The organism is Desulfomonilia bacterium (assembly GCA_036567785.1).
GTDB lineage: Bacteria > Desulfobacterota > Desulfomonilia > UBA1062 > UBA1062 > DATCTV01.
Genome location: DATCTV010000028.1, coordinates 122203 through 148285 on the forward strand (window position 1 = coordinate 122203; position 26083 = coordinate 148285).

General features: G+C 51.2%; 17 protein-coding genes, 1 tRNA gene and 1 CRISPR repeat array. Of the genes, 5 read left to right on the forward strand and 13 right to left on the reverse strand.

The window, feature by feature from the left end; genetic code table 11:
- Positions 1-43: 43 nt before the first annotated feature.
- The 12 genes from VIS94_06630 to VIS94_06685 form a co-directional block, all read right to left on the reverse strand.
- Positions 44-119: transfer RNA gene (locus tag VIS94_06630), tRNA-Met, on the reverse strand.
- 167 nt (positions 120-286) lie between these two features.
- Positions 287-7332: a CRISPR direct-repeat array (repeat unit 29 nt; unit sequence CGGTTCATCCCCGCGTGTGCGGGGAACAT).
- 125 nt (positions 7333-7457) lie between these two features.
- Positions 7458-7880: a hypothetical protein gene (locus VIS94_06635; protein HEY9160743.1), complete on the reverse strand. Its 423-nt coding sequence runs from the start codon at positions 7878-7880 to the stop codon at positions 7458-7460.
- A gap of 70 nt (positions 7881-7950) precedes the next feature.
- Positions 7951-8247, reverse strand: coding sequence for a type I-E CRISPR-associated endoribonuclease Cas2e (cas2e, locus tag VIS94_06640; protein HEY9160744.1), 297 nt, complete (start codon positions 8245-8247; stop codon positions 7951-7953).
- On the reverse strand, positions 8228-9151 hold the full coding sequence (gene cas1e / locus VIS94_06645; protein HEY9160745.1) for a type I-E CRISPR-associated endonuclease Cas1e: 924 nt from the start codon (positions 9149-9151) through the stop codon (positions 8228-8230). Before cas1e ends, cas2e begins: the two co-directional genes overlap by 20 nt.
- Positions 9151-9978 carry a Bro-N domain-containing protein gene (locus VIS94_06650; GenBank protein HEY9160746.1) on the reverse strand — a complete coding sequence of 276 codons (828 nt, stop codon included), beginning with the start codon at positions 9976-9978 and terminating at the stop codon, positions 9151-9153. Before VIS94_06650 ends, cas1e begins: the two co-directional genes overlap by 1 nt.
- Before the next feature lie 9 nt (positions 9979-9987).
- Positions 9988-10659 (reverse strand): type I-E CRISPR-associated protein Cas6/Cse3/CasE, encoded by a 672-nt coding sequence (gene cas6e, locus VIS94_06655; GenBank protein HEY9160747.1) that lies wholly within the window; start codon positions 10657-10659, stop codon positions 9988-9990.
- Between the two features lie 2 nt (positions 10660-10661).
- A complete protein-coding gene (gene cas5e / locus VIS94_06660) occupies positions 10662-11375 on the reverse strand; it encodes a type I-E CRISPR-associated protein Cas5/CasD (GenBank protein ID HEY9160748.1) in 714 nt (237 codons plus the stop codon).
- Between the two features lie 3 nt (positions 11376-11378).
- The gene (gene cas7e, locus VIS94_06665; protein HEY9160749.1) at positions 11379-12431 is read right to left on the reverse strand and encodes a type I-E CRISPR-associated protein Cas7/Cse4/CasC; all 1053 of its coding nucleotides are present in this window, start codon (positions 12429-12431) and stop codon (positions 11379-11381) included.
- Positions 12432-12460: 29 nt separating this feature from the next.
- A complete protein-coding gene (casB, locus tag VIS94_06670; protein HEY9160750.1) occupies positions 12461-12970 on the reverse strand; it encodes a type I-E CRISPR-associated protein Cse2/CasB in 510 nt (169 codons plus the stop codon).
- Positions 12971-13063: 93 nt separating this feature from the next.
- The gene (casA, locus tag VIS94_06675; GenBank protein ID HEY9160751.1) at positions 13064-14629 is read right to left on the reverse strand and encodes a type I-E CRISPR-associated protein Cse1/CasA; all 1566 of its coding nucleotides are present in this window, start codon (positions 14627-14629) and stop codon (positions 13064-13066) included.
- Positions 14630-17362: a CRISPR-associated helicase Cas3' gene (cas3, locus tag VIS94_06680; protein ID HEY9160752.1), complete on the reverse strand. Its 2733-nt coding sequence runs from the start codon at positions 17360-17362 to the stop codon at positions 14630-14632. It abuts the gene before it with no gap.
- Entirely contained in the window at positions 17359-17892 is a 534-nt protein-coding gene (locus VIS94_06685) for a 3'-5' exonuclease (GenBank protein HEY9160753.1), read from the reverse strand. Before VIS94_06685 ends, cas3 begins: the two co-directional genes overlap by 4 nt.
- Positions 17893-18132: 240 nt before the next feature.
- Between VIS94_06685 and VIS94_06690 the strand changes: the two genes are divergently transcribed.
- The 4 genes from VIS94_06690 to VIS94_06705 all read left to right on the forward strand — a co-directional run bounded on the left by VIS94_06690 (position 18133) and on the right by VIS94_06705 (position 21949).
- Positions 18133-19005 (forward strand): tyrosine-type recombinase/integrase, encoded by an 873-nt coding sequence (locus VIS94_06690; GenBank protein HEY9160754.1) that lies wholly within the window; start codon positions 18133-18135, stop codon positions 19003-19005.
- A 99-nt stretch (positions 19006-19104) separates the two neighbouring features.
- A complete protein-coding gene (gene hslV / locus VIS94_06695; protein ID HEY9160755.1) occupies positions 19105-19638 on the forward strand; it encodes an ATP-dependent protease subunit HslV in 534 nt (177 codons plus the stop codon).
- Complete coding sequence (gene hslU, locus VIS94_06700; GenBank protein ID HEY9160756.1) at positions 19639-20955, forward strand: ATP-dependent protease ATPase subunit HslU; 1317 nt, start codon at positions 19639-19641, stop codon at positions 20953-20955.
- A gap of 13 nt (positions 20956-20968) precedes the next feature.
- Positions 20969-21949, forward strand: coding sequence for an HD domain-containing protein (locus tag VIS94_06705; protein ID HEY9160757.1), 981 nt, complete (start codon positions 20969-20971; stop codon positions 21947-21949).
- Between the two features lie 535 nt (positions 21950-22484).
- Here the strand turns inward: VIS94_06705 and radC are convergent.
- The gene (radC, locus tag VIS94_06710; protein ID HEY9160758.1) at positions 22485-23183 is read right to left on the reverse strand and encodes a DNA repair protein RadC; all 699 of its coding nucleotides are present in this window, start codon (positions 23181-23183) and stop codon (positions 22485-22487) included.
- 190 nt (positions 23184-23373) lie between these two features.
- Here radC and VIS94_06715 point away from each other — a divergent pair, with 190 nt between their 5' ends.
- Positions 23374-25971, forward strand: a complete 2598-nt coding sequence (locus VIS94_06715) for an alpha/beta fold hydrolase (GenBank protein HEY9160759.1) — start codon at positions 23374-23376, stop codon at positions 25969-25971.
- Positions 25972-26083: the final 112 nt, after the last annotated feature.

The window sequence follows — 26083 nt, forward strand, 5'->3', positions numbered from 1 at the left end:
ATAGCGAAAAATCAATCTTATGATAATCCCGAGGTCAATTGAGTGGTAGCGGCGAAGGGATTTGAACCCCTGACCCGGCGCGTATGAGACGCCTGCTCTACCAACTGAGCTACGCCGCCACGAAGACCCCTTCTACTTAAGTCGTCTTTTTTTGTCAACAACTTTAGCCTTGTTTTGAGATACTGGAAAGAAGGATGTAGAGCGCACTCAAAGCATATCTGAGAATATAAAAAACTTACCTTGGCAATCAATTTTAGGAACACAGGCCAGGCCAATCAGGTCAATCCGGTTCATCCCCGCGTGTGCGGGGAACATATCTTGACACCCTTGCCAATGATCGTTTTGTCCGGTTCATCCCCGCGTGTGCGGGGAACATTTGATTGGCAAGGTCATAACCCAGAAGCTCGTCGGTTCATCCCCGCGTGTGCGGGGAACATATCTGGATCATCAATCCACTCATCAACAATTTCGGTTCATCCCCGCGTGTGCGGGGAACATATCACAGTAACGCCCGGAGGATCCAATGCACGCGGTTCATCCCCGCGTGTGCGGGGAACATTTACCCGCAAATTACAGAGCATTCCCGGCGAACGGTTCATCCCCGCGTGTGCGGGGAACATAAATTAACAATCCCGAAGAAGTTTTAGTTCAACGGTTCATCCCCGCGTGTGCGGGGAACATAATGCCCCTGAGAATTCATGTTTATCGTGGCACGGTTCATCCCCGCGTGTGCGGGGAACATTTTTAAAATCGGCGTCCGTGACATTGCGGAAACGGTTCATCCCCGCGTGTGCGGGGAACATATTTTTTCAAGGCATTATCGGTAGCGGGAACTCGGTTCATCCCCGCGTGTGCGGGGAACATTAATGGTACCAGTATTTACGATTCAGGAAATACCGGTTCATCCCCGCGTGTGCGGGGAACATGATATACAGCATTGCCCTGAATTAGCGCCAGGCGGTTCATCCCCGCGTGTGCGGGGAACATGATTACAGGCTCACTTATGGCATCTTTAACAACGGTTCATCCCCGCGTGTGCGGGGAACATGCATTGAATGTAAACCATTCATGCGGCCTGGGCGGTTCATCCCCGCGTGTGCGGGGAACATTCCTGATCCGAATGCCCCCTGCGGAAACGGAGCGGTTCATCCCCGCGTGTGCGGGGAACATGCAGGCAACAAGCTCTTATAATTCTATGGCAACGGTTCATCCCCGCGTGTGCGGGGAACATCATTGCGAGCTGAATATATATCTCGTTCTTGTCGGTTCATCCCCGCGTGTGCGGGGAACATATCGGGATCGCCATTCTGGCCGAATTTCCAATCGGTTCATCCCCGCGTGTGCGGGGAACATATGTCACGGACGCCGATTTTAAAAAGAAATATCGGTTCATCCCCGCGTGTGCGGGGAACATTCCCAGGGTATCTTTAACATCCTCCATCCTGGCGGTTCATCCCCGCGTGTGCGGGGAACATGCCAGGGTCAATGTATTTAACCGCGGCAATTTCGGTTCATCCCCGCGTGTGCGGGGAACATTCAACAGGGACACCGGATGATGTGAACAACCGCGGTTCATCCCCGCGTGTGCGGGGAACATGTCACGATTAAAGGAATGATTATCAGGACAGCCGGTTCATCCCCGCGTGTGCGGGGAACATAAAGAAACGCTCACAATCAGGGTTACCTATGGCGGTTCATCCCCGCGTGTGCGGGGAACATGACGCCAAGGCCGTGCCGTTTCCGCTGTCTGTCGGTTCATCCCCGCGTGTGCGGGGAACATACAGATACCGGAATCAGTATTTATGATTCTGGCGGTTCATCCCCGCGTGTGCGGGGAACATCAATTGAGCCAGATAGCTGCCGGGAGGAATATCGGTTCATCCCCGCGTGTGCGGGGAACATATAGAGAGCGACCTGTTTGCTGCGGCTGATGCCGGTTCATCCCCGCGTGTGCGGGGAACATATTGTGCAGGATTCTCATATCCGTTTTGATACCGGTTCATCCCCGCGTGTGCGGGGAACATGTCAATTCGGTATCCATATCCGTACTATCAATCGGTTCATCCCCGCGTGTGCGGGGAACATCCAAGGAAGAATGTCTCGATCTGCCGGATAAACGGTTCATCCCCGCGTGTGCGGGGAACATTGTCTGGCGATTAAGGCCCACTGTGACAGTGGCGGTTCATCCCCGCGTGTGCGGGGAACATTCATAGCCTATGGAAACAGATTCTATGCTGCCCGGTTCATCCCCGCGTGTGCGGGGAACATATGGCATATCCAGCAGCTCCGGCCAGGGCCACCGGTTCATCCCCGCGTGTGCGGGGAACATGGTGCTGTATCGTGATGGGTTTGACTACAGGCTGGTTCATCCCCGCGTGTGCGGGGAACATAAAAGTCTGGATGAGCACGGAGCATTTGGTCTCGGTTCATCCCCGCGTGTGCGGGGAACATTCTATCCTGTAGGATTCAAAATCCGAGATGACCGGTTCATCCCCGCGTGTGCGGGGAACATTAGGAGCTGTCGCTTTCGAGTACGAGAGGGGTCGGTTCATCCCCGCGTGTGCGGGGAACATGCTGATCTGGACTGGATATTACAGCCTAACAACGGTTCATCCCCGCGTGTGCGGGGAACATCCGGGGCCGATGCGCCTATACTGGCGGCCGGCCGGTTCATCCCCGCGTGTGCGGGGAACATTTGATTGGTTGGCAGTTAATTTCCGTTTATCTCGGTTCATCCCCGCGTGTGCGGGGAACATAAAACCATATAACATTACTGATTTTTCCCTGCCGGTTCATCCCCGCGTGTGCGGGGAACATTTCCCAGCGCGCATATTCGTTGCCATCAATTTCGGTTCATCCCCGCGTGTGCGGGGAACATTGCTTTACTATCAAGGAAAATGCCGCCTGGGCCGGTTCATCCCCGCGTGTGCGGGGAACATGGACATATTCGGTCGTGTAGGTATCAATGCCGCGGTTCATCCCCGCGTGTGCGGGGAACATGAGGTCGGCGATATGATACATTCCATCCTTAGCGGTTCATCCCCGCGTGTGCGGGGAACATGAATACTGTGAACGTCAAAGGCGAGGTGTTCTGGGTTCATCCCCGCGTGTGCGGGGAACATGTCTGCATTTGCTGCAGCAGCCTTAGCGTTTTCGGTTCATCCCCGCGTGTGCGGGGAACATGTATGTGACTGGCTCGCCAGCCAGTTCCTTTACGGTTCATCCCCGCGTGTGCGGGGAACATTGGTGATTACTACATCAATCATTTTGTATCTCCGGTTCATCCCCGCGTGTGCGGGGAACATCAGAGGCAGAAGACATTTCCGATAACGCTCTGCGGTTCATCCCCGCGTGTGCGGGGAACATCATCCGACTGCTAGGCAGGGTGGCCCCCTCGTCGGTTCATCCCCGCGTGTGCGGGGAACATATCCATTTCCTCTGCGCTGGCGAGCGCAATGACGGTTCATCCCCGCGTGTGCGGGGAACATGTATGCCCGCATAATGCTCACAGGCACGACCGTCGGTTCATCCCCGCGTGTGCGGGGAACATTGTTATCTATCCACCAACGGGCCGAGGAATTTCGGTTCATCCCCGCGTGTGCGGGGAACATCCTCACGTGGGTATGATGGGACGTGGCGAAGGCGGTTCATCCCCGCGTGTGCGGGGAACATACAAGAAAAACGGCAAGCGCCTGGAGTTCGACCGGTTCATCCCCGCGTGTGCGGGGAACATGCAGCCATTTCATTGGCTATATTCTGAAATATCGGTTCATCCCCGCGTGTGCGGGGAACATCAGAGGATCAAGGATCAGGCGACAGACAACTACGGTTCATCCCCGCGTGTGCGGGGAACATTGGTAAACTGTATTGTTGCCGATCCGCCTATACGGTTCATCCCCGCGTGTGCGGGGAACATTTTCAACTTCATTGCTGTATGTCATCAGGGAGCGGTTCATCCCCGCGTGTGCGGGGAACATCTTCTCTGTTGCAATACAATAGCCGCTGACCTCGGTTCATCCCCGCGTGTGCGGGGAACATTTCAGCTCGCAATGATATGTCACCTGCCCGCGCGGTTCATCCCCGCGTGTGCGGGGAACATCCAAGGAAGAATGTCTCGATCTGCCGGATAAGCGGTTCATCCCCGCGTGTGCGGGGAACATAATCGCCGGGGTTAGCGGTTGATAGCGCCACCCGGTTCATCCCCGCGTGTGCGGGGAACATCCTGAGGAGAGACAGTGGCCGAAACGCATGAGCGGTTCATCCCCGCGTGTGCGGGGAACATTGCGTTCCGAGCTCCTCGATGTGCTGCTCACCCGGTTCATCCCCGCGTGTGCGGGGAACATTCACCAAAATCTGATGTGGCCAGAGCTATGTACGGTTCATCCCCGCGTGTGCGGGGAACATTGCCATTTCCTTACCGCTCAATTCGAGCCCGCCGGTTCATCCCCGCGTGTGCGGGGAACATCCGTTGTATGTCACTGTCGTGCCGTTCTCATACGGTTCATCCCCGCGTGTGCGGGGAACATTGTCCGGCATCGGTTGCTATCATCTTTATCGTCGGTTCATCCCCGCGTGTGCGGGGAACATTTTGCTATTCCTGAAACGGCGAACGCGCGGAGCGGTTCATCCCCGCGTGTGCGGGGAACATATCCTTCGTCAAATACCAATGAAGGTCATACACGGTTCATCCCCGCGTGTGCGGGGAACATCACAGGATAGTGAAACAAAAGAAATACTGGAGCGGTTCATCCCCGCGTGTGCGGGGAACATTTCTGCGCACGAAAATCCCCACAGACCGCCGCCGGTTCATCCCCGCGTGTGCGGGGAACATCGAGAGCGGGTTTTTCCGGTTTGCTGCCGACCCGGTTCATCCCCGCGTGTGCGGGGAACATAGATATTTTTTATACAAGCAACGGTTTGAGGTCGGTTCATCCCCGCGTGTGCGGGGAACATAAAATCTTCATTCTCAATGTCCCTGAGAATTTCGGTTCATCCCCGCGTGTGCGGGGAACATGTCCATGAATGTGGTTAATATTTTTTCATCCGCGGTTCATCCCCGCGTGTGCGGGGAACATTGATAAGTTTTATATCCCGGCCGTAATTTTCTCGGTTCATCCCCGCGTGTGCGGGGAACATACTGGTTTTACAGGGATGTTACTGATTGTCGGCGGTTCATCCCCGCGTGTGCGGGGAACATCTATCAGGGGTACCATTCAATAAAATAAGGTACGGTTCATCCCCGCGTGTGCGGGGAACATGAGCCTGACCATCGTGGTCACTGTTATGTTTACGGTTCATCCCCGCGTGTGCGGGGAACATGATTACATCTTCTTCGGAAAGCCTGACATTTACGGTTCATCCCCGCGTGTGCGGGGAACATGGAAGATGACCTGCGCTCCTTTCGAGGCGCGGCGGTTCATCCCCGCGTGTGCGGGGAACATCAGAGCGCAGGCCAGAGAGGCCGCTGATCCGGCGGTTCATCCCCGCGTGTGCGGGGAACATCCGTTGTATGTCACTGTCGTGCCGTTCTCATACGGTTCATCCCCGCGTGTGCGGGGAACATTTCCGAAACAGGCCCTGTGTTTTGATGACGGGCGGTTCATCCCCGCGTGTGCGGGGAACATTCGAAGTGGAAACCCAGAGAGAACGCGATAGGCGGTTCATCCCCGCGTGTGCGGGGAACATTCGCATAGCATGGTCCAGAATTTTATACCGCCCGGTTCATCCCCGCGTGTGCGGGGAACATGGGCATGCCCGATGTGAAGTTCACCGAAAATGGGGTTCATCCCCGCGTGTGCGGGGAACATCATCCGATGATGCCGTTATCTCGCGGCCTATTCGGTTCATCCCCGCGTGTGCGGGGAACATCTCAACTCCATAAAACGCCTGGAAGCTGGGATCGGTTCATCCCCGCGTGTGCGGGGAACATAGCATGATGTACCAGGTGGAATCAGGCCCTATCGGTTCATCCCCGCGTGTGCGGGGAACATGGTTATCCAGCTCGTCCTAGCCGATGCGTGACCGGTTCATCCCCGCGTGTGCGGGGAACATCCATCTTTCAGCCATTGGTTTTCCTCCTGTTTCGGTTCATCCCCGCGTGTGCGGGGAACATTGAAGAATCAGATAATGAGAATCATGAATAACCGGTTCATCCCCGCGTGTGCGGGGAACATGCCCTCGATGCGGAGTAAGAAGCGGTAAAATGCGGTTCATCCCCGCGTGTGCGGGGAACATTCTTATCTGTTGCGGCGTGCGTGTTGTTGAACCGGTTCATCCCCGCGTGTGCGGGGAACATTCATCCAGCAGAGTTCCCGCTACCGATAATGCCGGTTCATCCCCGCGTGTGCGGGGAACATTCCTATGCTGCGGCCCCCTCCCCATGTGTTACCGGTTCATCCCCGCGTGTGCGGGGAACATAGGGTCTGCAGCCAGAATGAGCCTGATAACGTCGGTTCATCCCCGCGTGTGCGGGGAACATCGCCCTGCCAGGGAGGATGCGGTATGATCACTCGGTTCATCCCCGCGTGTGCGGGGAACATTCAGCTCGATTCAGCAGCGAAAATTGGGGGTTCGGTTCATCCCCGCGTGTGCGGGGAACATGAGATGTAACCGACGAAGCAGTCCTTCATTTCCGGTTCATCCCCGCGTGTGCGGGGAACATGACTGCGTGACCTCGTTTTCGCCGTCAAGTTTCGGTTCATCCCCGCGTGTGCGGGGAACATTATTACGTAAAACCGGCGACGGCGTCAGTGTTCGGTTCATCCCCGCGTGTGCGGGGAACATTTGAAAAGGAATACACATATCTCCTTCACAAACGGTTCATCCCCGCGTGTGCGGGGAACATGAAAACAGATTGCAGAAAAATGTGAAGTCTCTCGGTTCATCCCCGCGTGTGCGGGGAACATATCTATATGATTGCCTGTAGCATTTACAACGCCGGTTCATCCCCGCGTGTGCGGGGAACATTCACTTCTATAAAAGAACACATCTCATATTTACGGTTCATCCCCGCGTGTGCGGGGAACATTTTATAAGATTTATGGGCATATCTTTTGTTGCTGGTTCATCCCCGCGTGTGCGGGGAACATAAATAAAGGATGAAAATCATGAGAGACAAAAACGGTTCATCCCCGCGTGTGCGGGGAACATTCTAAGCTCTAATTCAAAATATCCACCGATCCCGGTTCATCCCCGCGTGTGCGGGGAACATTTACTATCCTTAACCTTTGTCAATATACTCAGCGGTTCATCCCCGCGTGTGCGGGGAACATATATTATTATTATACATAATCGGTTATGTTGGCGGTTCATCCCCGCGTGTGCGGGGAACATACTTCTTGTATCACGTAGAATTCACTATATATTTTCAAAGATCAATTTTCTACCGATAATTTTTCTAAAATCCACCTGTATAATTTTTCTAATTTCCCGGCATAGTATTTGTGTTTGCCTTCAAATCAGCAAAACCCGTTTTTTGGTAACCGATAAAGCCACCAATGTGTTTCACGATTCGGATTCTCGATCTCATCAGGATAAATGTCGCATAGAGAATTGTCTTCAATAGTGCTTTTTTTAAAAATCTCATCCGCCGATTTGAGTCTTTCCCGGTATGGCGCAATCTGCTCCGGCGACGCATGCTCTAATGCAAGAAAAAGCATGCTCCTTCGCCAAATATCAAAATAATATTCTTCAGATACTTCCCGGTATTCGCCTCTGATCCATTCAACCCTCTTTTCCCAATCTTTCACAAAACTTTCCAGGCCGCTTTCTACAGTATCATCACTATATCCCTTAAGAATGAGATACTCGGTTAAGGCATTACATTCTCCGTGATCCATGAGATATCGATTGGGTCTCATTTTATCTTCGTAATCGGGCATAACTGCTCACCTCGGCATACATGATACTGTTTGTTATATCGCCTCATTTTCTTCTCGCCGTATCCCGCATTCATATATTCTCGGAACATGTTTCCGGCAGGAACGAAACCAGCTTTATTCCATCCATCGCCACAGGAATTCTTCGGTTCGCCCCTAGTGTCATGAAATCGAAACCGGCCTCGGCGTTTGTGCTCCAGACCATCACGGCATTACCGTCTTCAAGTCCCTTTTCAACCGTTTCCCATATCATCTCCCGGACCCTGCGCGAGACATTTCCGACATAAACTCCCGCCCTGACCTCAAGCAGCCACACAGCGATCCTGCCCCTCAACCTGGGAGGCGCGTTTTCAACCACGATGACCAGCATTGCCTATACCCTCCTTGTTGGGAATTGCAGGTTCGATGTTTTCAGGCGCAGGCTCAGGCATCTTCAGACCGCCTGCTGCAAGAATCTCTTCAATAGCCGGGATGATCCGCTTGAGCAGCTTCGACTGACGGAACATATCGCGGCAGGCTATTCTTACATCCCGTTCGGGATTAGCAGGCTTCTGCGCGGCTATCCTGAACGCCGCAGGAACCACCGTCTCGAACTTGAAGATATCCGCAATGTCGTAGACAAACGATTGCGGCTTTCCGGTATGGATGAAACCTACGGCAGGAGCATAGCCCGCAGCCAGGATCGCGGCCTCGCATATTCCATAAAGGCAGGCCGTCGCAGAACTCAGGCAGCGGTTTGGTATGTCGCCGCTTTCCCACTCGGTATAGTCATAATTCCTGTTTTTCCATTCAACCCTGTACTGGCGCGCAAGTAGTTCATACATTTTGCGAACACGGACACCCTCAATGCCGCGAAGCTGCTCAATGCTGCGCCTTTCCGGTGGAGCCTCCCTGAAACGCATTGCATACATCTTGCGGACGACCTTTAGCCTTGCATCATCATCGAGAGCCAGTTTCGCCTGATAAAGAAGTCTGTCGGCGCGTGCGCCTCCCGGTTGGCCCGAAGCATAAAGGCGCACCCCGCCGTCACCCACCCACACGAGCAGGCACCCGACACGTGATGCAAGGGTGACCGCCGCATGAGAAACGCGTGTACCCGGTTCCAGCATCAGACATGCCACGCCACCAACCGGGATATGCGTACGCACGCCGGTTTTATCGACAACAACGAATGCACCGTCGAGGACATCAAGATTTCCCTTTTCAATGAACAGGATTGAGACCCTGTCCTTCATAAGGGTCGGCTTCAACGGCGGAAGTATTGGTTCGGCCATCAGGCTTTTCCTTTCAGTCGTTTCAGCTTTTCCGGCTCGGCGAGATAGTTCTCTTTTGATACGACTTTCGAACCGGTCTCGGCTTCAAGCTTTTCGCGTGCTTCTCCGGCAATGCGCCCTCCTTTGCGGGCGGCAACCTTGTTCTCAGGCAATCCTTGTGCGTTATGTTTTCTGGTGATTTCGGTTGTGGCCGCCTCGCTGAGCATGGAGAATATAAGCTCCAGGTCGTTCATGTGATCGCGCAGATTTTCGCGTTTGTGGCCCTTTTGTTTCTTATATTCGGAAGGCGTCAGGCCGAATGCGGCCTTCGAGATTTCAGCAGTAAGGATCGCGTATTCAGGCTCACCCTTGACGCCCCTGTCTTTCCATTCGTCAGTCAGTTCGGCGCGGATTGCTATGCCACGCATGCGCTTTTCGATCCAGTCATCCGAATAGCCTTTCGCCTTGTAAAGCTCACGCGTTCTCTTTGTGGCAAGCTCGGGATCTTCGATTTCCTGAACACGCTCATAGCCGACTTTAGCGAGCCAGCGCTTGAACGGCTCCGCCTTCGGTGACGGGATGGATTGGATAATGCGGAATATGCCTTCTGTGTTGGCGCAATTCATTTTCTGGATACCGCCTTGAGTTTCAATTGAAAGGGGGGTGACAATTTGTCCCCACCCTTTGGATAATTCGGCATCGCGGCTTCGCATTTTCTTTATATAATCCGATGCATTCACAGTATCCGTCAGAGCCTCGACAACATCGACGACCACAAACCACCATTCATCATTAACAAGCGTTCGCCTGATTTCCTTACTCTGAAACACCACCAGCTTTGTTTCCATCAACTTACCTCATACTCGCCGAACCATCATCAACCCGCAGCCAAAAGCTTTGGCTGGGCCGATGCCTTCAAACAGACACTTCTTAACAAAAATATCCGGCTCAATAACCGTCAGAATGCCGTTAAAATCCAGTGAACTGAAGGTTATGGTTTTGTTTTCTTTTCCCTTAAAAAGCCTGTGCTGACGATATCCATCAGCTCTGACCTCATTCTCCAAAATTCTAAATCCATGCGAGACTGCACGTTCTTCCAGCCAGTGGAAACCCGTCTGCTGAATAATGTCAGGAATGTTGAAACTCATTCCCTCTTTCTTTAATTTTAATTTTTTCTCCATCACAACGTCATGCCGCTGTTGCCTCCCGTTTTCATCATGTCGGGATCGGATCGGATTTGCGCATAAGGTAAAACCGAGACGCTGACCTGATTTAAGTTGAGGATTGTATTCTTTTGACAGGATTTCCCACATCCCGACTGTATCTGCCGGTTCGCGTTTTGAAACCGTGTAGAAGGTTGGCCAGCCATTAATCTCCTCATGACGATAGATGAAATCACGCGGCCGACCTGGATTGTCGGCAAACAGATTCCAGATAAGCTGATGAGTTTGATAGCCATTCTTTCTGGTAAGATCGGTTATATTGCTGGGGGAAAGGCCCCGCCGCAGGCTGATCTTGCTTATGTACATAGTTATTCCCCCTTACGCATTACACCGCAGTTTTCTCGTCGCTCGCTAAACTGCCAACGCTTGCGGGAACGTGGTTCATCCCGACGGGTTATTACTTGTTGACGATCAAGCCCGCTTGTCGAGTCATCCTCCCAATAAATCATTGCATCACCCTTCTGGATAATTCCCGATAATTCTTCGACTGGTTGCACAGATTCCAATGCATCACGCAATGTGGCTGCGGTGACAACCTGCGGTTGTAATGGCAGAGAGATCGGACATGACTTTCGCCCAAGATAGAGAGTAAAGACTGGTTTAGCCAAGGCAGCCGCCAGTTGCTGGACAGTGTATGGCGAACCGTCTGCCATGGTGATTGCCACTGTATAGGCGGCATCGCAACGGTAATCACGGCTGGAGAGAATAGTACTGAGGTCATCCGCTGACAGCTCTGAGCGTCGGGTGTAGTGAACAACTCCCTTCCTGGCAGGTGGAACCTGTGTCGTATGATAGTCACGAAGGAGCACTCCCATTGAATCAACACGGACAGCGAAAGAGCAAGATTCAGCCAAGGACTTCTGTCGTTCTTCCTCGTCACGACGGATACCAAGTGCAGCAGCTAAAAAACCGATAATAGCCGACTTTGAAGGGTACGCGAAGCTGGGACGATATTCTCCTACGGCAATATCACCCCAGGCAGCCAGTGGCCCATAAAGGCGAAACAATAGATAGTCGCGCATGGCCTACTCCGTTACAAACTTAATAATATTGTCCAGACTTCCTTCGCCGGTTTCGGCATTCATTGTCATTGTAGCTTCGGCACATTTGCCATAGACCTTTTCCATGTTCGTACGTTTGGTTTCTATCTCGGTGATTGCTTTTCCAAGAACATCCTCGCCACGCACCGGCTTAAGGAAGGCAACAGAAAGGGAACGAGGCTGCTGTTCACCCTTTTCTGCCAGAATGTAGGAAGAATAGGCGCGGGATGCAAAGCTGTTCTGCTTACCGTTTGGCGCTATTTTTGCTGCGGACTCAACCAGTGCGGCAAGAGACTTCTTTGCAAGCTCCTTATCACCCAGGTTTTCTTCCAACAGGTCACGGTTAATGCAAAGGTATATATAAAAAACCCCGGCACCAAACTCAGTTTCGCCGATGTGGGCTGCACCCAGATCATCCTCTCCACTGTTCAAGTCATCCACAGCTGTAAAGTAATCATCTTCGACCGCCACTTCATGCACGGTCACTGCATGAGCAACTTGCACGGCCGCTTCTGTATTAAAGGCGGGAGAGCTGGCCAGCATCCTGCCGAACATGGCGATATCAACGGCGGAATGGTTTTTCTGTAACAATTTGAGATCGTCAGCAGAAGGCGCCGTTTTGTTTGCCGCCAGTTTCTCAACAAGGGCCATAATGTTTACTTTCTCTTCCGGAGTGAAATGCGCAAGCTGCTCAATCTCCAGTTCTTCCAGGGGTTTTGCCGCATTGGCTTTCTTCGCTTTGCCGAAAACCTCGGCAATCTCTTTAGCCCATGTTTTTGCGTTTCCTTCGGCTACTCCTTTTGACTTCAGGGCATTATATATCTCGACTCCCATCTCCTTGGTACGGATGCCGATATGGCCTTTCAACGCTTCGGAGAACAGGTCTGAAGTCCGCCAGGCCCTCTTTAGACTCTGCGAGGAAATCCTCAGCCTGGTTTTCCCGCCCATGATTGCGGTCTTGGGACGGCCAAGGTCATCACGGTTAAGGTTCGATGGCGGGTATGACGTTAACAAATGTAATTGGATAAAAGTACTCATATTCATTTCTCCTTTTTTATATATGTAAATTATTTTTCTGATGGCGATTTTGAATAATATTCAAAAGCCCATTCCTTGCGAATATCGGTATATCTGTCGTTCCATAGGTAGACGCTTCTAGCCAGACTCTGTAAATTAACAGAACCATTCAACAGGGCCACAATGCGCCCCATGGCGGTAAACAACTCGTCCGGCTCCTTTGCCTTGAGCAGTCTTCGGAAACGCAGGCCTTTCACATATACAGAACCATCAGGCTTAACTGTTGCCATCTGCTCTGCCAGTGTATCACCTGCAATGTTGGTTTTCACTCGTGCGGCAAGGCCTGCCACTAGAGCAAGGGCATCGGCATTCACTGCGCCTAATTTCCCAAGAGCAAGTCGTAATCTGTGATAAGCAGGAGTAAACGCCACTTCGGTCAAAGTGGCGCAGCGCCGCAATTCGGCCCGGTCTCCCCTGTTGTCGTTCAATGCCTGCCACCAAACAGCAAGTGCTTGCGTTTCGGGTGAATCTTTGTCGAATTTAAGATAGGTTGTACTCATCTTGCCTCCTTTCAGTTATATAATCAAAGCAGTGAATCTGCTTGTTTTTATGCTGTTTTAGACTTTGTTTTTTTTGTTTTTAACCGATTGATTCTAAGGTATTCCAAGCAATTCCATAATCTTCTCACTACGGTTGAATTTGCCCAAATCATTACGGGCAATTACTACACGCTTGGGGTCGGCATCTTCGATCGGGCCGTTCCAAGCATAGGTGTCAAAGAGTTTCAACGATTGATGACAGAGGACAAAAAGCCATTGATTGCAGACTTCATGTGTGTCATTACCTGCCTCTAATGCAGTATTCAAAGTATTCAGGGCGGAATAAAAATCAGTTTCTGTCTGTTGCCAAAAACTTTTATCAATAAAAGATGTATCGCCTTTTGCATCGCTCGGGCGTTTAAACCAGGCTTTTTTCAGGGCGCTCCTGGTATTATGTGCGATTTCAGAAGCAGCTTTTATCATGCCCCCGATCTTCTCTTGATAATCAATAAGGATAGAATCTTTAACATAGAGCAATGGCATGGTTGATTCGTACCAGCAACGTGCCTTCATGTTATCCATGTCATAACCAAAAGCCCAAAGGCGGAACTGCCATCCACTTTTCCAGCGCTTGTAAAATTCAAGGACAACTCGGGCCGGCATTCTGTTTTCACTAATATCCTGTTGCACAAGTCCAAGCCAGTGACGGTAGTTGAGGCCACCTGGTTGGGCATGAACCGGCAACAATTCACCCTCTTTATTTTTTGTATATGGCGAGAGAGGATGCAACCATGAGCCATTAAAATTCATGCCATAGTTCTTATCCTGATATTCCTTAATAATTTTCTCTGAAGTATTCCCGCATATATCACAGACACCATTTACCAAATTGTCCAGATTTAGACGAATGCGGCGGGGCATTCCCCAATACATAACAGATGGATTATAAACTTCTGGGGTTGCATCCGAACCGATGTTTTTTTCACTGGTACGAGTTCTTCCCAACCATGGGAACCTTGTTGAATCCTCTGATAAAGTAGGATCTCCACAAATATTGTTGAAAATATTTTTTTCAAGAACATTCAGCCAAATTAGCTGCCATAGGGTACTATGATTATCATCACCTGCTATAATAGTTGATAGTGGGCCGCCCCCACGGAGAGATGTTCTAAAACCAGCACCTCCGGCAGGAGCATTGGTTTGCATCGTGAATAATGCAGTTGAGCAGCAAGAAGGACACATCCCACCAATTGTATTTCTTTTGATAAAATGATCCTTGTTGTGTTTCTTTGTTGATTCCCCAGGCATATCGATCAACAATCCATCAATATCTCCTTGGGCAACATCTAATCTTTCAAAATCCTGCATAAACCTTGGCCCATCCCCGCCAAGTTCAAAGGCATGTCTAACCGTTGCAAACTTATCTTTCAGTTCATCCGGCGTGGGCGGTTCAATAAGTCGTTTACGCCACTCGGTGCCATTTAGTGGAGCAGCGACTGTCTGAACCAGCCCGATTAAAAATTGAATAAGTGCTCCGTTGAAATCCGGGCGCGGAGCGTCAAGAGACACAACAGGATTGTTCGCGAACTTATCTGTCACCTCCCACGGGGCAATCATGGTTTTTGTCCCATCCCGGCGGATTACCGGTATCCATTGTTCATCAATCAGATTGAATTGCATTTATTCCTCCTTCTTTTTGACCGTAACTCCAGTCTGTGGATCATATTCCAAGATAATAGTTTCCTGTTTTTTGTTCATCGCCAATCCTCGCCAGCGCCCATCATCCCCCTGTTGAAGAGGAACAAGTACCGTCCATTTACCTTTATCCGGCAACTGCTCTTTCAATTTGGCAATGGAGTCACCCAGAGCGCCATCATGACTGACTTCGGCATCCACCAGGGCGTTCCTGATGTTCACCTGACTCATGTCCCATGAGAATCTTTCATGTGAATACCAGGGAGCAAGCGTCACGCCGTCCCACCGAGCCAAGCGTACTGTAGTCTCCATTCCACCCAACCGGGTCGGAGTTTTCATGTCTTCACGCCACTGCGTTATCGTGGCTTCATATCCCTCATCCAGTTTAAGCATATTGATATGGGCAAGGGATTTATCCGCCTGCCATTTGGAGTCTGCCTGCTGATCACGTTGCCGTAGAGGTTCGGGGATTATGTCCGCACTCTCTGAAAATGCAGCTTCAATGAGTTCGCGCGCATCATCAGGCATTTTCAGCACCCCTTTATCTGACAGCAGTTTTGCTGTAAGCCAAAGACAACCATGACTTGGGTAGACAAAAGCAGCTTTTGGGAAGGCGGCCTTGTACCAGCTATCTGCAACATCATATTCTGGAAGCGGGCCATGAATAATCAGGCAGGGCGGCTCACGTCTATCAGGTCCTTCTACCAGAGGATTCCCTTGCTCGTCGCGAGGGTGACGATGGAGACGCCCAGCCCTCTGTATCAGCAAATCCATGGGGGCCAAATCGGTAATCAAGAGGTCGAAATCCAGATCAAGCGATTGCTCAACAACCTGTGTGGCGATCAGAACCCTTCCGCTTCTTTCTCTTGCAGTGCTTTCTCTGCCGAAGACGGAGATAGCAGCGCTTTCAATATCAAGACGATCTCCCATGGCAAAACGGGCGTGAAAAAGCATTAATTTTTCTTCCGCAAGACTGCCCTTTAAAAGTGCAAAGCCATTCAATGCATCATGAACGGTGTTTCTGATCCAGCAGACACACCTGCCCTTGTTTGCCGCCTCCACAATCTGTTGCATCACCTTAGATTCATCATCAACGAGGCTTATCGCCACACTACAGCAACGCCCAGGAGTTGCTTCAATTGGTATTTCCTTTATACCTCCCTCTTCTGAATAGGCGGTTGCCTGAGGATATGCGTTGTTTTCCAACTCCAGGTTCTTTTGATCGTCACAACCACGGGCAAAAGCAGCAATGAAATCACGCCGGATATGTGTCGGCAAGGTTGCAGAAAGCAGGATTGCGCTGCCTCCAAGTGCGGCATGGAACGCCAGCAGATTCTGCAGCAGCTTGTTCATGTAAGGATCGTAGGCATGGACCTCATCTACTATGAGGATATGACTTGCAAGACCGAAAAGTCTCAATGACTGAAAGCGTGCTGGAAGTATTGCCAATAAAGCTTGATCTAGTGTTCCGACTCCCACGTCCGCCAAGAGAGACTTTTTACGATTGTCTGCCAGCCATGAAGAGCATTGGGCTGTGGCTGATTCTCCATCTAGTGAATTAGTGTCATGTCCGGCAACAGAAACCATGAAGGTCTCCGATAGATGTCGTGAGCCGTGCGCCAATACAAGTGATGGTGATGTGCCCTGGGCAAACAGCCTCTGATATATATTGATCATTCTATCATACATGGCATTTGAAGTCGCCATGGTTGGTAGTGCAACAAAAAGGCCTTTTCCGCATCCGGCAGCCATCAATCGCCCTGCTAGAAGGAGCGCCGCCTCTGTTTTTCCAGAACCGGTTATATCTTCAAGAATGAAAAGCTGTGGCGACGAACTTTCAATCGGGCATTGCTCAATAAATCTTTGCAATGGTGTTGGGAATGAAATGTTGGGGAACAGATCGGAAAAACCGGGCAGTTCGGATAATGGAATCCAAGTGTTGATTCCCGCATCACGAATTGCCTTTTCGGCTTGCGGAATGGAGTGGATTTTCCAGTAATCATCAAATGGCATCTCTTCTTCACAGAATGGGAACCAAGTGCTGTTAGATCCAATCCAATCGCAGAGCACAGCAAAACCAGCCATCAGCCATGATGCCTTCTTCATCCGTTCTTCGAGTTCCTCCGGTGTGGGAAGATCATTTTCTGTAGAAGAACAACCCATCAGTAAATCGACTTCACGGACAAACTGTTCAGCTGCTGCCAAATCTTGTTCATTAAAATATTTTAAATAGTTTAGGGGCATCCCGTTTTGCCCCTTCATCTGTGGTGGAACACCATGATGACCAGTGTATGCCCTTACCATCGCCATAGTGACATCTTGCCAATCGTAGTATGATTCATTTAATGGAAAGGCGAGATTTTCATTCTCATAAGCAGCTTTGAGGAAGAGATTACCGAGGCTGTCATGTCTTTCGATATAACTCTTTGCGCTTGTGATTGCCTGCAGTTTTTTCAACAAATCCGGACGAAGATTCTGAAAGCTCTCAGAGAACTTCCCGATATCATGAAAAGCAAGGAACATAACAATCCAACGGATACATGTTTCCTCATCAAGACCAGTAATAACGGTAAATTTATGCCGTAATGTCGCATCTTTTGACAAAAGCACATGACCCACCGCTGCAACGTCAAGGCAGTGATAGGGTAGGAGGTGGTATTTCCCTGAGATCTTATCTGCCTTACCCCAGTATTTGAAATATAAAGGTGTATTCATCATCTTTTTCCTCTTATCATCTCAATCCACACCATCGCCAGAAGACGGGCGTCGGAAAGAGCGCGGTGTAGTTTTAAACCCTCTGGAACACCTCCAAGAAGGTGCTTCGCCAGGGTTTCGAGTTTATAGTTTGCAAGACCCGGAAAAACTTTTTTACTAAGCTCAAGGCTGCATATTGTTTTGTTGCCTATATTCAGCCCAAGCCTTGAAAGTTCATGCCTTATGAAAGACATGTCGAAAGATGCGTTGTGCGCAACAAGCGTCGAATCGCCGATAAAATTAATAAAGGCTGGCCATATCTTTTCCGGCCCGGGCATTCCTGCAAGCATATCCGTGGTTATGCCGTTTACTTTCGTTATATTTGCTGGAATTCTTTTCCCGGCATCAATCAGGCTTCCGAACTCCCTCTTGATTTCCATAACGGACAATCCGACAGCGCCAACCTCAATTACCCTTGCCCCTCTTCCCGGGTATAAACCGGTTGTCTCAATATCGATTAAAACAAAATCATACAGCATACATTCCGATTGCATATGAAGCTATTTGGTCTCCCTTTAAAACATAATATTGAATTGTCACTCTGCTGCATTTTCATGTAATTTCAATAATTTGACAATCAGAATTTTGACAGCATTTGAATTGTAATAGAAAACCTTGCACAAAAATATCCCTACTCGACAACCCTGTGACGCAAAAAATGTGATGACTATACTTTTCCAATATTCAGATTGCGATGCTTGCTTGCCCAACAGCCTTTGTTGTAAAGGTAACCCATGATGCCCGATCTCGAACCCCTAATCGAGCAGTACCGCATGTACCTTCTGAACCAGAAGGGGCTGTCGCGCGAGACCTACCGGGCATACATCAACGACCTCAAGGACATGGCGGAATTCTTCACGGAAAAAGGCAGCCTCGACCGCATGGTGGTACGCTCATACATGATGCATCTGCACTCGCATTTCAGAGTAAACTCCATCAACCGCAAATTAAGCGCGGTCAAAGGCTTTTTCGATTTCGCCATGAAGCTGACCGATGATATCAAACAGAACCCCTTTTCACATGTGCGTTCGCTCAAGCGCAAGGAGGAGCTGCCATCATTCTTGAGCCCGGAAGAGGCGGCCGACCTGATAGATAAGCCGGATGACCTGAGGGACCATGCGATACTCGAGCTTCTCTACTCCACCGGTGTGCGTGTGGGCGAGGTCGAGTCCATGAACTGCTCCGATATCGACCGGCACTCGGGATTTATCAAGGTGACTGGAAAGGGTTCGAAACAAAGGACGATCCCTGTCGGCAAAAAGGCGATCGACGCCATCGACGCCTACCTGAGGACGCGCGGCATAGCGGACGCCATATATTCGAACGAGCCCCTCTTCCTCAACAAGCGCGGCGGCAGGCTGGGCTCCAGAAGCATCCGAAGGGTTGTATATAACCGGTCCCTGGAGGCGGCAGTACCAAGGCATATAAGCCCGCACTCACTCAGACACAGTTTCGCATCGCACATGCTCGACGCAGGCGCCGATCTCAGGTCGATACAGGAGATGCTGGGCCATGCATCGCTATCAACCACGCAGCGCTATACTCACCTTGAGCTTGACAAGCTGATGGCGGTGTACGACAAGTCGCATCCAAGGGCCAAGGGTTAAGAAGGCGCTTTAAAAAAGCCGCTGCTTGAGAATATAAGGGAATGCCTTCTTGAAAATCACGGCCGCTGCCACTAATCTTCAACAGGAAGGGGAGGTTTTATGGAAACCATGCATGCAACCACAATTTTATGTGTAAGGAAAAACGGCCATGTCGTCATAGCGGGCGACGGGCAGGTCACGATGGGCAATTCCGTGGTGAAGGCCACGGCGAAAAAGGTCCGCAAGCTCTATGAAGGCCAGGTGCTGGCAGGCTTCGCAGGCTCAACGTCCGATGCGTTCACTCTTTTTGAGCGTTTCGAGGCAAAGCTCAAGGAATACCGGGGAAACCTCGCAAGGGCCGCGGTCGAACTCGGCAAGGACTGGCGAACCGACCGCATTCTTAGGCGGCTTGAAGCCCTCATGATTGTGGCGGATAAGGAAAAGACCCTTATGCTCTCAGGCTCCGGCGATGTCATAGAACCCGACGACGAGGTCTGCGGAATCGGCTCGGGCGGTGCTTACGCCTATGCGGCGGCGCTCGCACTTTTGCGCAACACGAATCTCGATGCGGCCGAGATAGCGAAGAAGTCTATGGCCATAGCATCGGACATATGCATATATACGAATACAAATATCACAACCGAGGAACTTTAAATGAAGGAATTAACCCCGAGACAGATAGTTGCAGAACTCGACAAATACATAATCGGCCAGGACAAGGCTAAAAAGGCCGTTGCAATTGCACTCAGAAACAGGCTCCGCCGCCAGAAGGTGACCGGAGACATGAAGGATGACATATATCCCAAGAACATAATCCTCATCGGCCCCACAGGTGTAGGAAAGACCGAGATCGCAAGAAGGCTCTCCAAGCTCTCGAACGCGCCCTTCATAAAGGTCGAGGCCTCTAAATACACCGAGGTGGGCTATGTCGGCCGCGACGTGGAATCCATGATACGCGACCTCGTGCGCATGGGGGTGCAGATGGTGCAGAAGGAAGAGAGCGAAAACGTAAAGGTAAAGGCCGCCGAAAATGCCAAGGAAAGGCTGCTTGACGCGCTCCTTCCTCTCGGCAAAGAAGCGCAGGAAACGCATGCGGATACCAGAGAGAAATTCAGGACAATGCTCGATGAAGGAAAGCTCGACGACAGGCCGGTCGAGATAGAAACGAACGAGACTCAGACACCCCATGTCGAGATATTTTCGGGCCAGGGCATGGAAGAGATGGGCTTCGACTTCCAGGGTATGCTCTCCAACATCATGCCCAAACGCTCAAAAAGAAGAAAGATGAAGGTCAAAGAAGCCCTCGAACTCATGACCAACGAGGAGATAGCCCGCCTTATTGATATGGACAAGGTCTCGTCCATCGCGAGGGAGCGTGTCGAGAACTCCGGCATAGTCTTCATCGACGAGCTTGACAAGGTCGCGGGGCGCGAATCCGGCAAAGGCGGCCCGGATGTATCGCGCGAGGGTGTGCAGCGCGACCTGCTGCCGATAGTGGAGGGCACCACGGTCAATACGCGCTTCGGTCCGGTAAAGACCGACCACATACTCTTTGTCGGCTCGGGCGCTTTCCATGTCAGCAAGCCATCCGACCTCATACCCGAGCTTCAGGGCAGATTCCCCATAAGGGAAGAGCTTCAGCCGCTAACTGTAAAGGATTTTGTAAGAATACTCACCGAGCCCAAGAATGCACTCACCAAGCAATACAAGACCCTGCTTGCAACCGACGGGGTTGACCTGACATTCACCGACGATTCGGTCGAAGAGATCGCCCGTATAGCAGAATACATAAACGAGCACACCGAAAACATCGGGGCAAGAAGATTGCACACGGTCATTGAAAAGCTGCTCGAAGACATATCGTTCAAGGCGCCCGACGAAGGTGGAAAAATCACAATCGACGCCAAATACGTAAAAGAAAAGCTGGAGGCCATCATGCAGAAGGAAGACCTCAGCAGGTACATCCTCTAGGGCCGGCCCGGATATGGATAAGGGAAAATTCGCAAACGAGCTCAAACCGGGAGACAAGTTCTGGGGTGTTTTCATCATCGCAGAAAAAAAGATCGGCACGGCCAAAAACGGCGCGTCATTCGCAAGGCTCACCCTTGCGGATAAAACTGGCGAACTCAACAGCTTTATCTGGGACAGGCCTGTCGAAAAGACCGACGGTATTGAAACAGGGGATGCGGTGGGTGTGGCCGGTCTTGCCGAAGTCATCGACAAGGGCAGGCTCAGGGTAAAGATCGAAAAGATAAAGAGGCTCGATGACAGCGAAATCGACCTGACGCTCCTTGTTCCAGCAAGTTTAAGGGATGCCTCAGATATGATGGCTGAACTCGAAAGCCTTGTCGCAACCATAGAAGACGGGCATATAAAGATGCTCATTTCGAGGATACTGGAACGGACCGACTTCAGGGCGGCCTTCATGAAATCGCCCGCTGCCAAGGGCGTGCACCACAATTTCATCGGCGGGTTGCTCGAACATACGCTGAGCGTCATGAACGCATGCGCCGCTCTGTACCCAGCGTTGGCCCGCTACGGGCTCAACAGGGACATCATACTTGCGGGCGCTCTGCTCCACGATATCGGCAAGATCATCGAATACAGTTCTGGTAAGATGATCGATGTGACTGCCGAAGGCAGGCTGATAGGACACATCTACATCTCGGCCAGGATCACGGACGAAGAGATCGAGGCGATCGAGGGATTTCCCAGGGAACTCAGGCTGCAGCTTATTCACCTTATCCTCAGCCACCATGGCCAGCTCGAATTCGGCTCGCCCAAGGTGCCGATGACGAAAGAAGCCATATTCCTACACATGATAGACGACCTGGACGCCAAGCTCGCGGGCCTCAACTCGATAATCGAGGCCACACCCGACAGCGACGCCTTCAGCAGCTTTTCGAACATATACGGCAGGTATATCTATACTAGGTCCTACACGCCGCCTTCTGAAGAGGAATAATAATCCGCTGAAACCATTTTTCCTATTGTGTTGATCTGTCTTGCTTCAAGATAGTTGACTTGACGAATGACCTTATTTGTATAATGAACCCCGTTTTTCGGACCACTGAATAAGGTGGATTTTAGGAGAGGAGTTATTGAAGATTCTTGGTTGAGGTGACCGGGAATCCTGATAGCGGGATAGAGATGAACAAGAGAAAAACACACAGTAATGAATTCAAGTCCAGGTTGTGCTTGAGGCCGTCCGTGGCGACAAGACGATAAACGAGATAGCATCTGTTTATAAGATTCATCCGAATAATGGAAGAAGCAGTTCATGGAAAGAATACCTGATATGTTTATAAACACGGCATTTATGAAGTTTAACAATATGGCAGCTTAAACTTAATCGTACAAATATCCCTTTGAAAAGGAGAGATGTCAGATCAAGTCGGAGCTACTAAAAGATAATGAGTTTAACCTTAGACAGACTGAATTCATATGAATTGGGTCCGTATGCGGACTGAATTAATGCAATTGAGTAACCTATAAAAATTTCAAATCGCCGATTCCGGCATGAGACCTTCTTTTGAAAAGCTGAAGAAGTCTTCGCCTGCAATGATGATGTGGTCCTGAACTTTTATGTCTATACGGTGAAGTGCGTCAGAAAGCTGGCGGGTGAGTTCGATATCGCTTTGCGAGGGATTGAGCGTTCCCGAGGGGTGGTTGTGAGCAAGTATTACCGAGCAGGCCTTGTGACGGATGGCCTCTTCCACGACCTTGCGCGGCAGGATCTGCGCCTCCTTTACCGTGCCCGAGCTTACGAGCGCGGCATAGTTCACCTTGAGCTGCGCATCGAGACAGAGCACGTAAAACACCTCTTCGGCGCGGCCAGCCATGAGCGGCATCACATATTTTGCGGCCTTGTCCGGGTCATTGAGCTTCGGGTTCTCTTTTGATGCCTTGCCCTTCATGTATCTCCTGAGCGCCTGAGGCAGCATTGAAAGAAAGGCTGCCGCGTTTTCTCCCATGCCTTCTATCGTTGCGAGGTCTTTCGGGTCGGCCTCCAGCACGGCGGAAAGGCTGCCGAATCTTTTCATGAGCCTGTGCGCAATCGGGTTTGTGTCGTTTCTGGGAATTGCGTAAAAGAGCAGCAGCTCAAGTACCTGGTGGTCATCAAAGGCATCGAGCCCTTCTTCGAGGAAGCGCTTCCTCAAACGCTCCCTGTGTCCGGAATGCAGATTCGTTTTACCCATGACTCCCCTTTAAATTAAATGCGCATGCGTCACAAGAAACAATATGATGGATTACACGAGACCTGAGAGAAATCGGAAAAAGAACCGCAATGTTCCATGGATAGACAGCCTACCATAGTTCATGTTGACATGCGAACGCCTGCACTTATTATTACAGTTAATTTGAAATCGTATGAAACGGGGGTTTGATATGAAAAATGCCGCAAAAACCGCTTTTGTCCTGTTCGTTCTTGCCGTTATCATTTATGGCTGCAGCAATTCATCTTCCGGCAGAAGCGAGACCGAAATAAATTCAGTTTCATATACCGCCGCCGAAACAGGCCCGCTGGTACGCGAAACGCAATTCGGCACTGTGAAGGGCTTTGAAGATGAAGGCACGTATGTCTGGCTGGGCGTTCCCTACGCCATGCCTCCTGTCGGCGACCTGCGCTGGAGGTCCCCTAGAGACCCTGCCCCATGGACAGGCATACGCGAAACCGTGGGATTCTGCAACGCATGTCCGCAGTATGGAGGCCTCATGGGCTCCATGGACCCTGCAACATTCGGGAAACCGATGGGAAGCGAAGACTGCCTCTACCTCAACATATGGCGGCCAAAGACTGATGAAAACAATCTTCCCGTGCTCTTCTGGATACACGGCGGCGGAAACTTTTCAGGTCAGGCCGACATGACAATGTACTACGGCGCAAATTTCGCTGCGCATGAAAACATCGTATTCGTAAGCATTAACTACCGCGTCGGCGCAATGGGCTGGTTCACCCACCCGTCTCTCAGGGACGGCGACAAGATGGATTCATCCGGCAACTACGGGACGCTGGACATCATAAAAGCACTTGGCTGGGTAAAGAACAATATCGCCGCATTCGGCGGCGACCCCGGTAATGTCACCATAGACGGACAATCAGGAGGTGCGCAGAACGTCTTCTCCCTTCTGGCAAGTCCTCTTGCTGAAGGGCTCTTTTCAAAGGCCATAGCCCAGAGCGGAGGCCCCGGCTCGACCCCGCTTGTTGACGGTGATAAGGTATCATCAGCGGTACTTGAAAAGCTTTTCGAAAAGGATCATATCCCGGCAGGCGACCCGCGCCGTAACGACCCGGCCGCATATCTGCGCGGCATAGGCTGGCAGGACATCTACGCATGTCTGACCCCGGGTGTTGCGGGAATGCTGGGCGGCGGATGGTCGAGCATATTCGAGGACGGAACCGTCATACTCGACAACATATCCGACCGCATCAGCCGGGGCAGGTTCAGGCATGTCCCCATGATATTCGGCAGCACCCGTGACGAGGCCAAGATATTTCTGCCTCTCGTCGTCTCCAAGTTCAAGAATGGCGATGTACCGGTGGAGACGGCATTTTATAACCTCATCATGTCATTCGATCCCGACAACCCCGACCTGTCCCTTTCCGATGTTCTGAGCCCGATCTGGCTGGTGCTTTATGACCCGCTGGCCGATTTCGCTGACAAGCTGGCAATGAAGGCAAGCACTGACTCCATGTCCTGCAAGCTTGCCTCACAGCAGAAGGACCTGTATGTCTATGAATTCGCATGGGACGAGGAGCCTGCACCGCTAGATACCCTTATCGGCGCAGGTCACGCCATAGAGATACCGTTCGCCTTCGGCAACTTCGGCCGTTCGCCGGAGGACCTGTTCAGGTTCGCCTGGAGCAGTTCTAACCTGCCAGCTCGCCAGAAGTTGTCCGAGGCCATGATGAAATACTGGGCGCAGTTCGCCCGCACAGGAGACCCGAACACACCCGGCAGCTATCCATGGAAGCCGTGGTCTAACCTGATAGGCGGGTTCAAGCGGATCATACTGGATTCCGAACTGAACTGCTCGCCAGCGCCGACGCCGCCTGGCAGACCTTCAACAGGTCCGGGATCGGCAGAGCGCTACATCTGTGAAAACTTTGAAACCGTCAAAATCGAACAATCCGACGGAACCGCAGTCTGGTACTATGTGCCCGAAACACTGAAGCACGGCGACAGGGCGCCTGTCATCATCGTTCTTCATGGATTTTCGCAGACCGACCCTTCATGGAGCATGGGACAGATAAGGCATTATGTAAGGCAGGGTTCTATAGTCATCTTCCCGCAGTTCGGCCTAACGGGACTAGGCTTTTTCCAGGACCTTGACCAGAATCTCATGCTTTCAAGGGCTATCAGTTTGACTGAAACGGCCCTGACAAAACTCGGGAACAAAGCAGATCGCAGCGAAGTCCTTCTAGTCGGCCACTCTCTGGGCGGCCTGCTTGCACTGTGCTGGGAGGCGGACGGCGGCATAAAACCGAGGGGCATCATACTGCAGAACCCGTCGGTAACGAACGACAGGGTCCCTGATTTCGTGCAGCAGAAGATGACCATGCTCGACTTTAAAACAAAGGCAACTGCTGTTACCTGCCCGGTCATGCTCTTCAGCGCCGAAGAAGACTCTTTCGCGCCCGTTACCGACACCATAAGCGCTTACAACGCGCTGATAAACGCCACTTCAAAGATACTGTACATGGTGCACAGTGACTATCACGGAAAGCCTGGGCTTACTGCCGATCATTGCGGCCCGCTTATCATCGGCTGCTCGATAAAGCCAGGTAGCGGAGAGTGCCTCTTTTCCCAGGAAAACGCTTTTGATTACAGGGTATATTATGCCGCCACTGATTCAATGCTGGACGGTATGAACGAAGCAGCCTTCGATATGGGAGCCTGGAGCGACGGGATCATCGTGAAACCTGTTGAAACGCTCAAGAAGGACCAGACTCCAGTCAAGGCGCACGGCAGCCAGAATAAATAAGGTATCCACTCGGTTTAAACTTTTAAGCATTGCGCCGGAGCCTGAGCTCCGGGGTCAGGATTGACTCCCTGTTGATAACCGGCAGGCATTTTTCTTATAGATCATTGATTCA

Excerpts from the sequence above, each read along its gene's own strand:
- cas1e (HEY9160745.1), bottom strand. The coding sequence starts at position 9,151 with ATGGCCGAACCAATACTTCCGCCGTTGAAGCCGACCCTTATGAAGGAC.
- cas2e (HEY9160744.1), bottom strand. The coding sequence starts at position 8,247 with ATGCTGGTCATCGTGGTTGAAAACGCGCCTCCCAGGTTGAGGGGCAGG.
- cas5e (HEY9160748.1), bottom strand. The coding sequence starts at position 11,375 with ATGCGCGACTATCTATTGTTTCGCCTTTATGGGCCACTGGCTGCCTGG.
- VIS94_06690 (HEY9160754.1), top strand. The coding sequence starts at position 18,133 with ATGATGCCCGATCTCGAACCCCTAATCGAGCAGTACCGCATGTACCTT.
- cas3 (HEY9160752.1), bottom strand. The coding sequence starts at position 17,362 with ATGATGAATACACCTTTATATTTCAAATACTGGGGTAAGGCAGATAAG.
- cas6e (HEY9160747.1), bottom strand. The coding sequence starts at position 10,659 with ATGTACATAAGCAAGATCAGCCTGCGGCGGGGCCTTTCCCCCAGCAAT.
- cas7e (HEY9160749.1), bottom strand. The coding sequence starts at position 12,431 with ATGAGTACTTTTATCCAATTACATTTGTTAACGTCATACCCGCCATCG.
- VIS94_06685 (HEY9160753.1), bottom strand. The coding sequence starts at position 17,892 with ATGCAATCGGAATGTATGCTGTATGATTTTGTTTTAATCGATATTGAG.
- VIS94_06635 (HEY9160743.1), bottom strand. The coding sequence starts at position 7,880 with ATGCCCGATTACGAAGATAAAATGAGACCCAATCGATATCTCATGGAT.
- casB (HEY9160750.1), bottom strand. The coding sequence starts at position 12,970 with ATGAGTACAACCTATCTTAAATTCGACAAAGATTCACCCGAAACGCAA.
- casA (HEY9160751.1), bottom strand. The coding sequence starts at position 14,629 with ATGCAATTCAATCTGATTGATGAACAATGGATACCGGTAATCCGCCGG.
- VIS94_06715 (HEY9160759.1), top strand. The coding sequence starts at position 23,374 with ATGAAAAATGCCGCAAAAACCGCTTTTGTCCTGTTCGTTCTTGCCGTT.
- radC (HEY9160758.1), bottom strand. The coding sequence starts at position 23,183 with ATGGGTAAAACGAATCTGCATTCCGGACACAGGGAGCGTTTGAGGAAG.
- VIS94_06705 (HEY9160757.1), top strand. The coding sequence starts at position 20,969 with ATGGATAAGGGAAAATTCGCAAACGAGCTCAAACCGGGAGACAAGTTC.
- hslV (HEY9160755.1), top strand. The coding sequence starts at position 19,105 with ATGGAAACCATGCATGCAACCACAATTTTATGTGTAAGGAAAAACGGC.
- hslU (HEY9160756.1), top strand. The coding sequence starts at position 19,639 with ATGAAGGAATTAACCCCGAGACAGATAGTTGCAGAACTCGACAAATAC.
- VIS94_06650 (HEY9160746.1), bottom strand. The coding sequence starts at position 9,978 with ATGGAAACAAAGCTGGTGGTGTTTCAGAGTAAGGAAATCAGGCGAACG.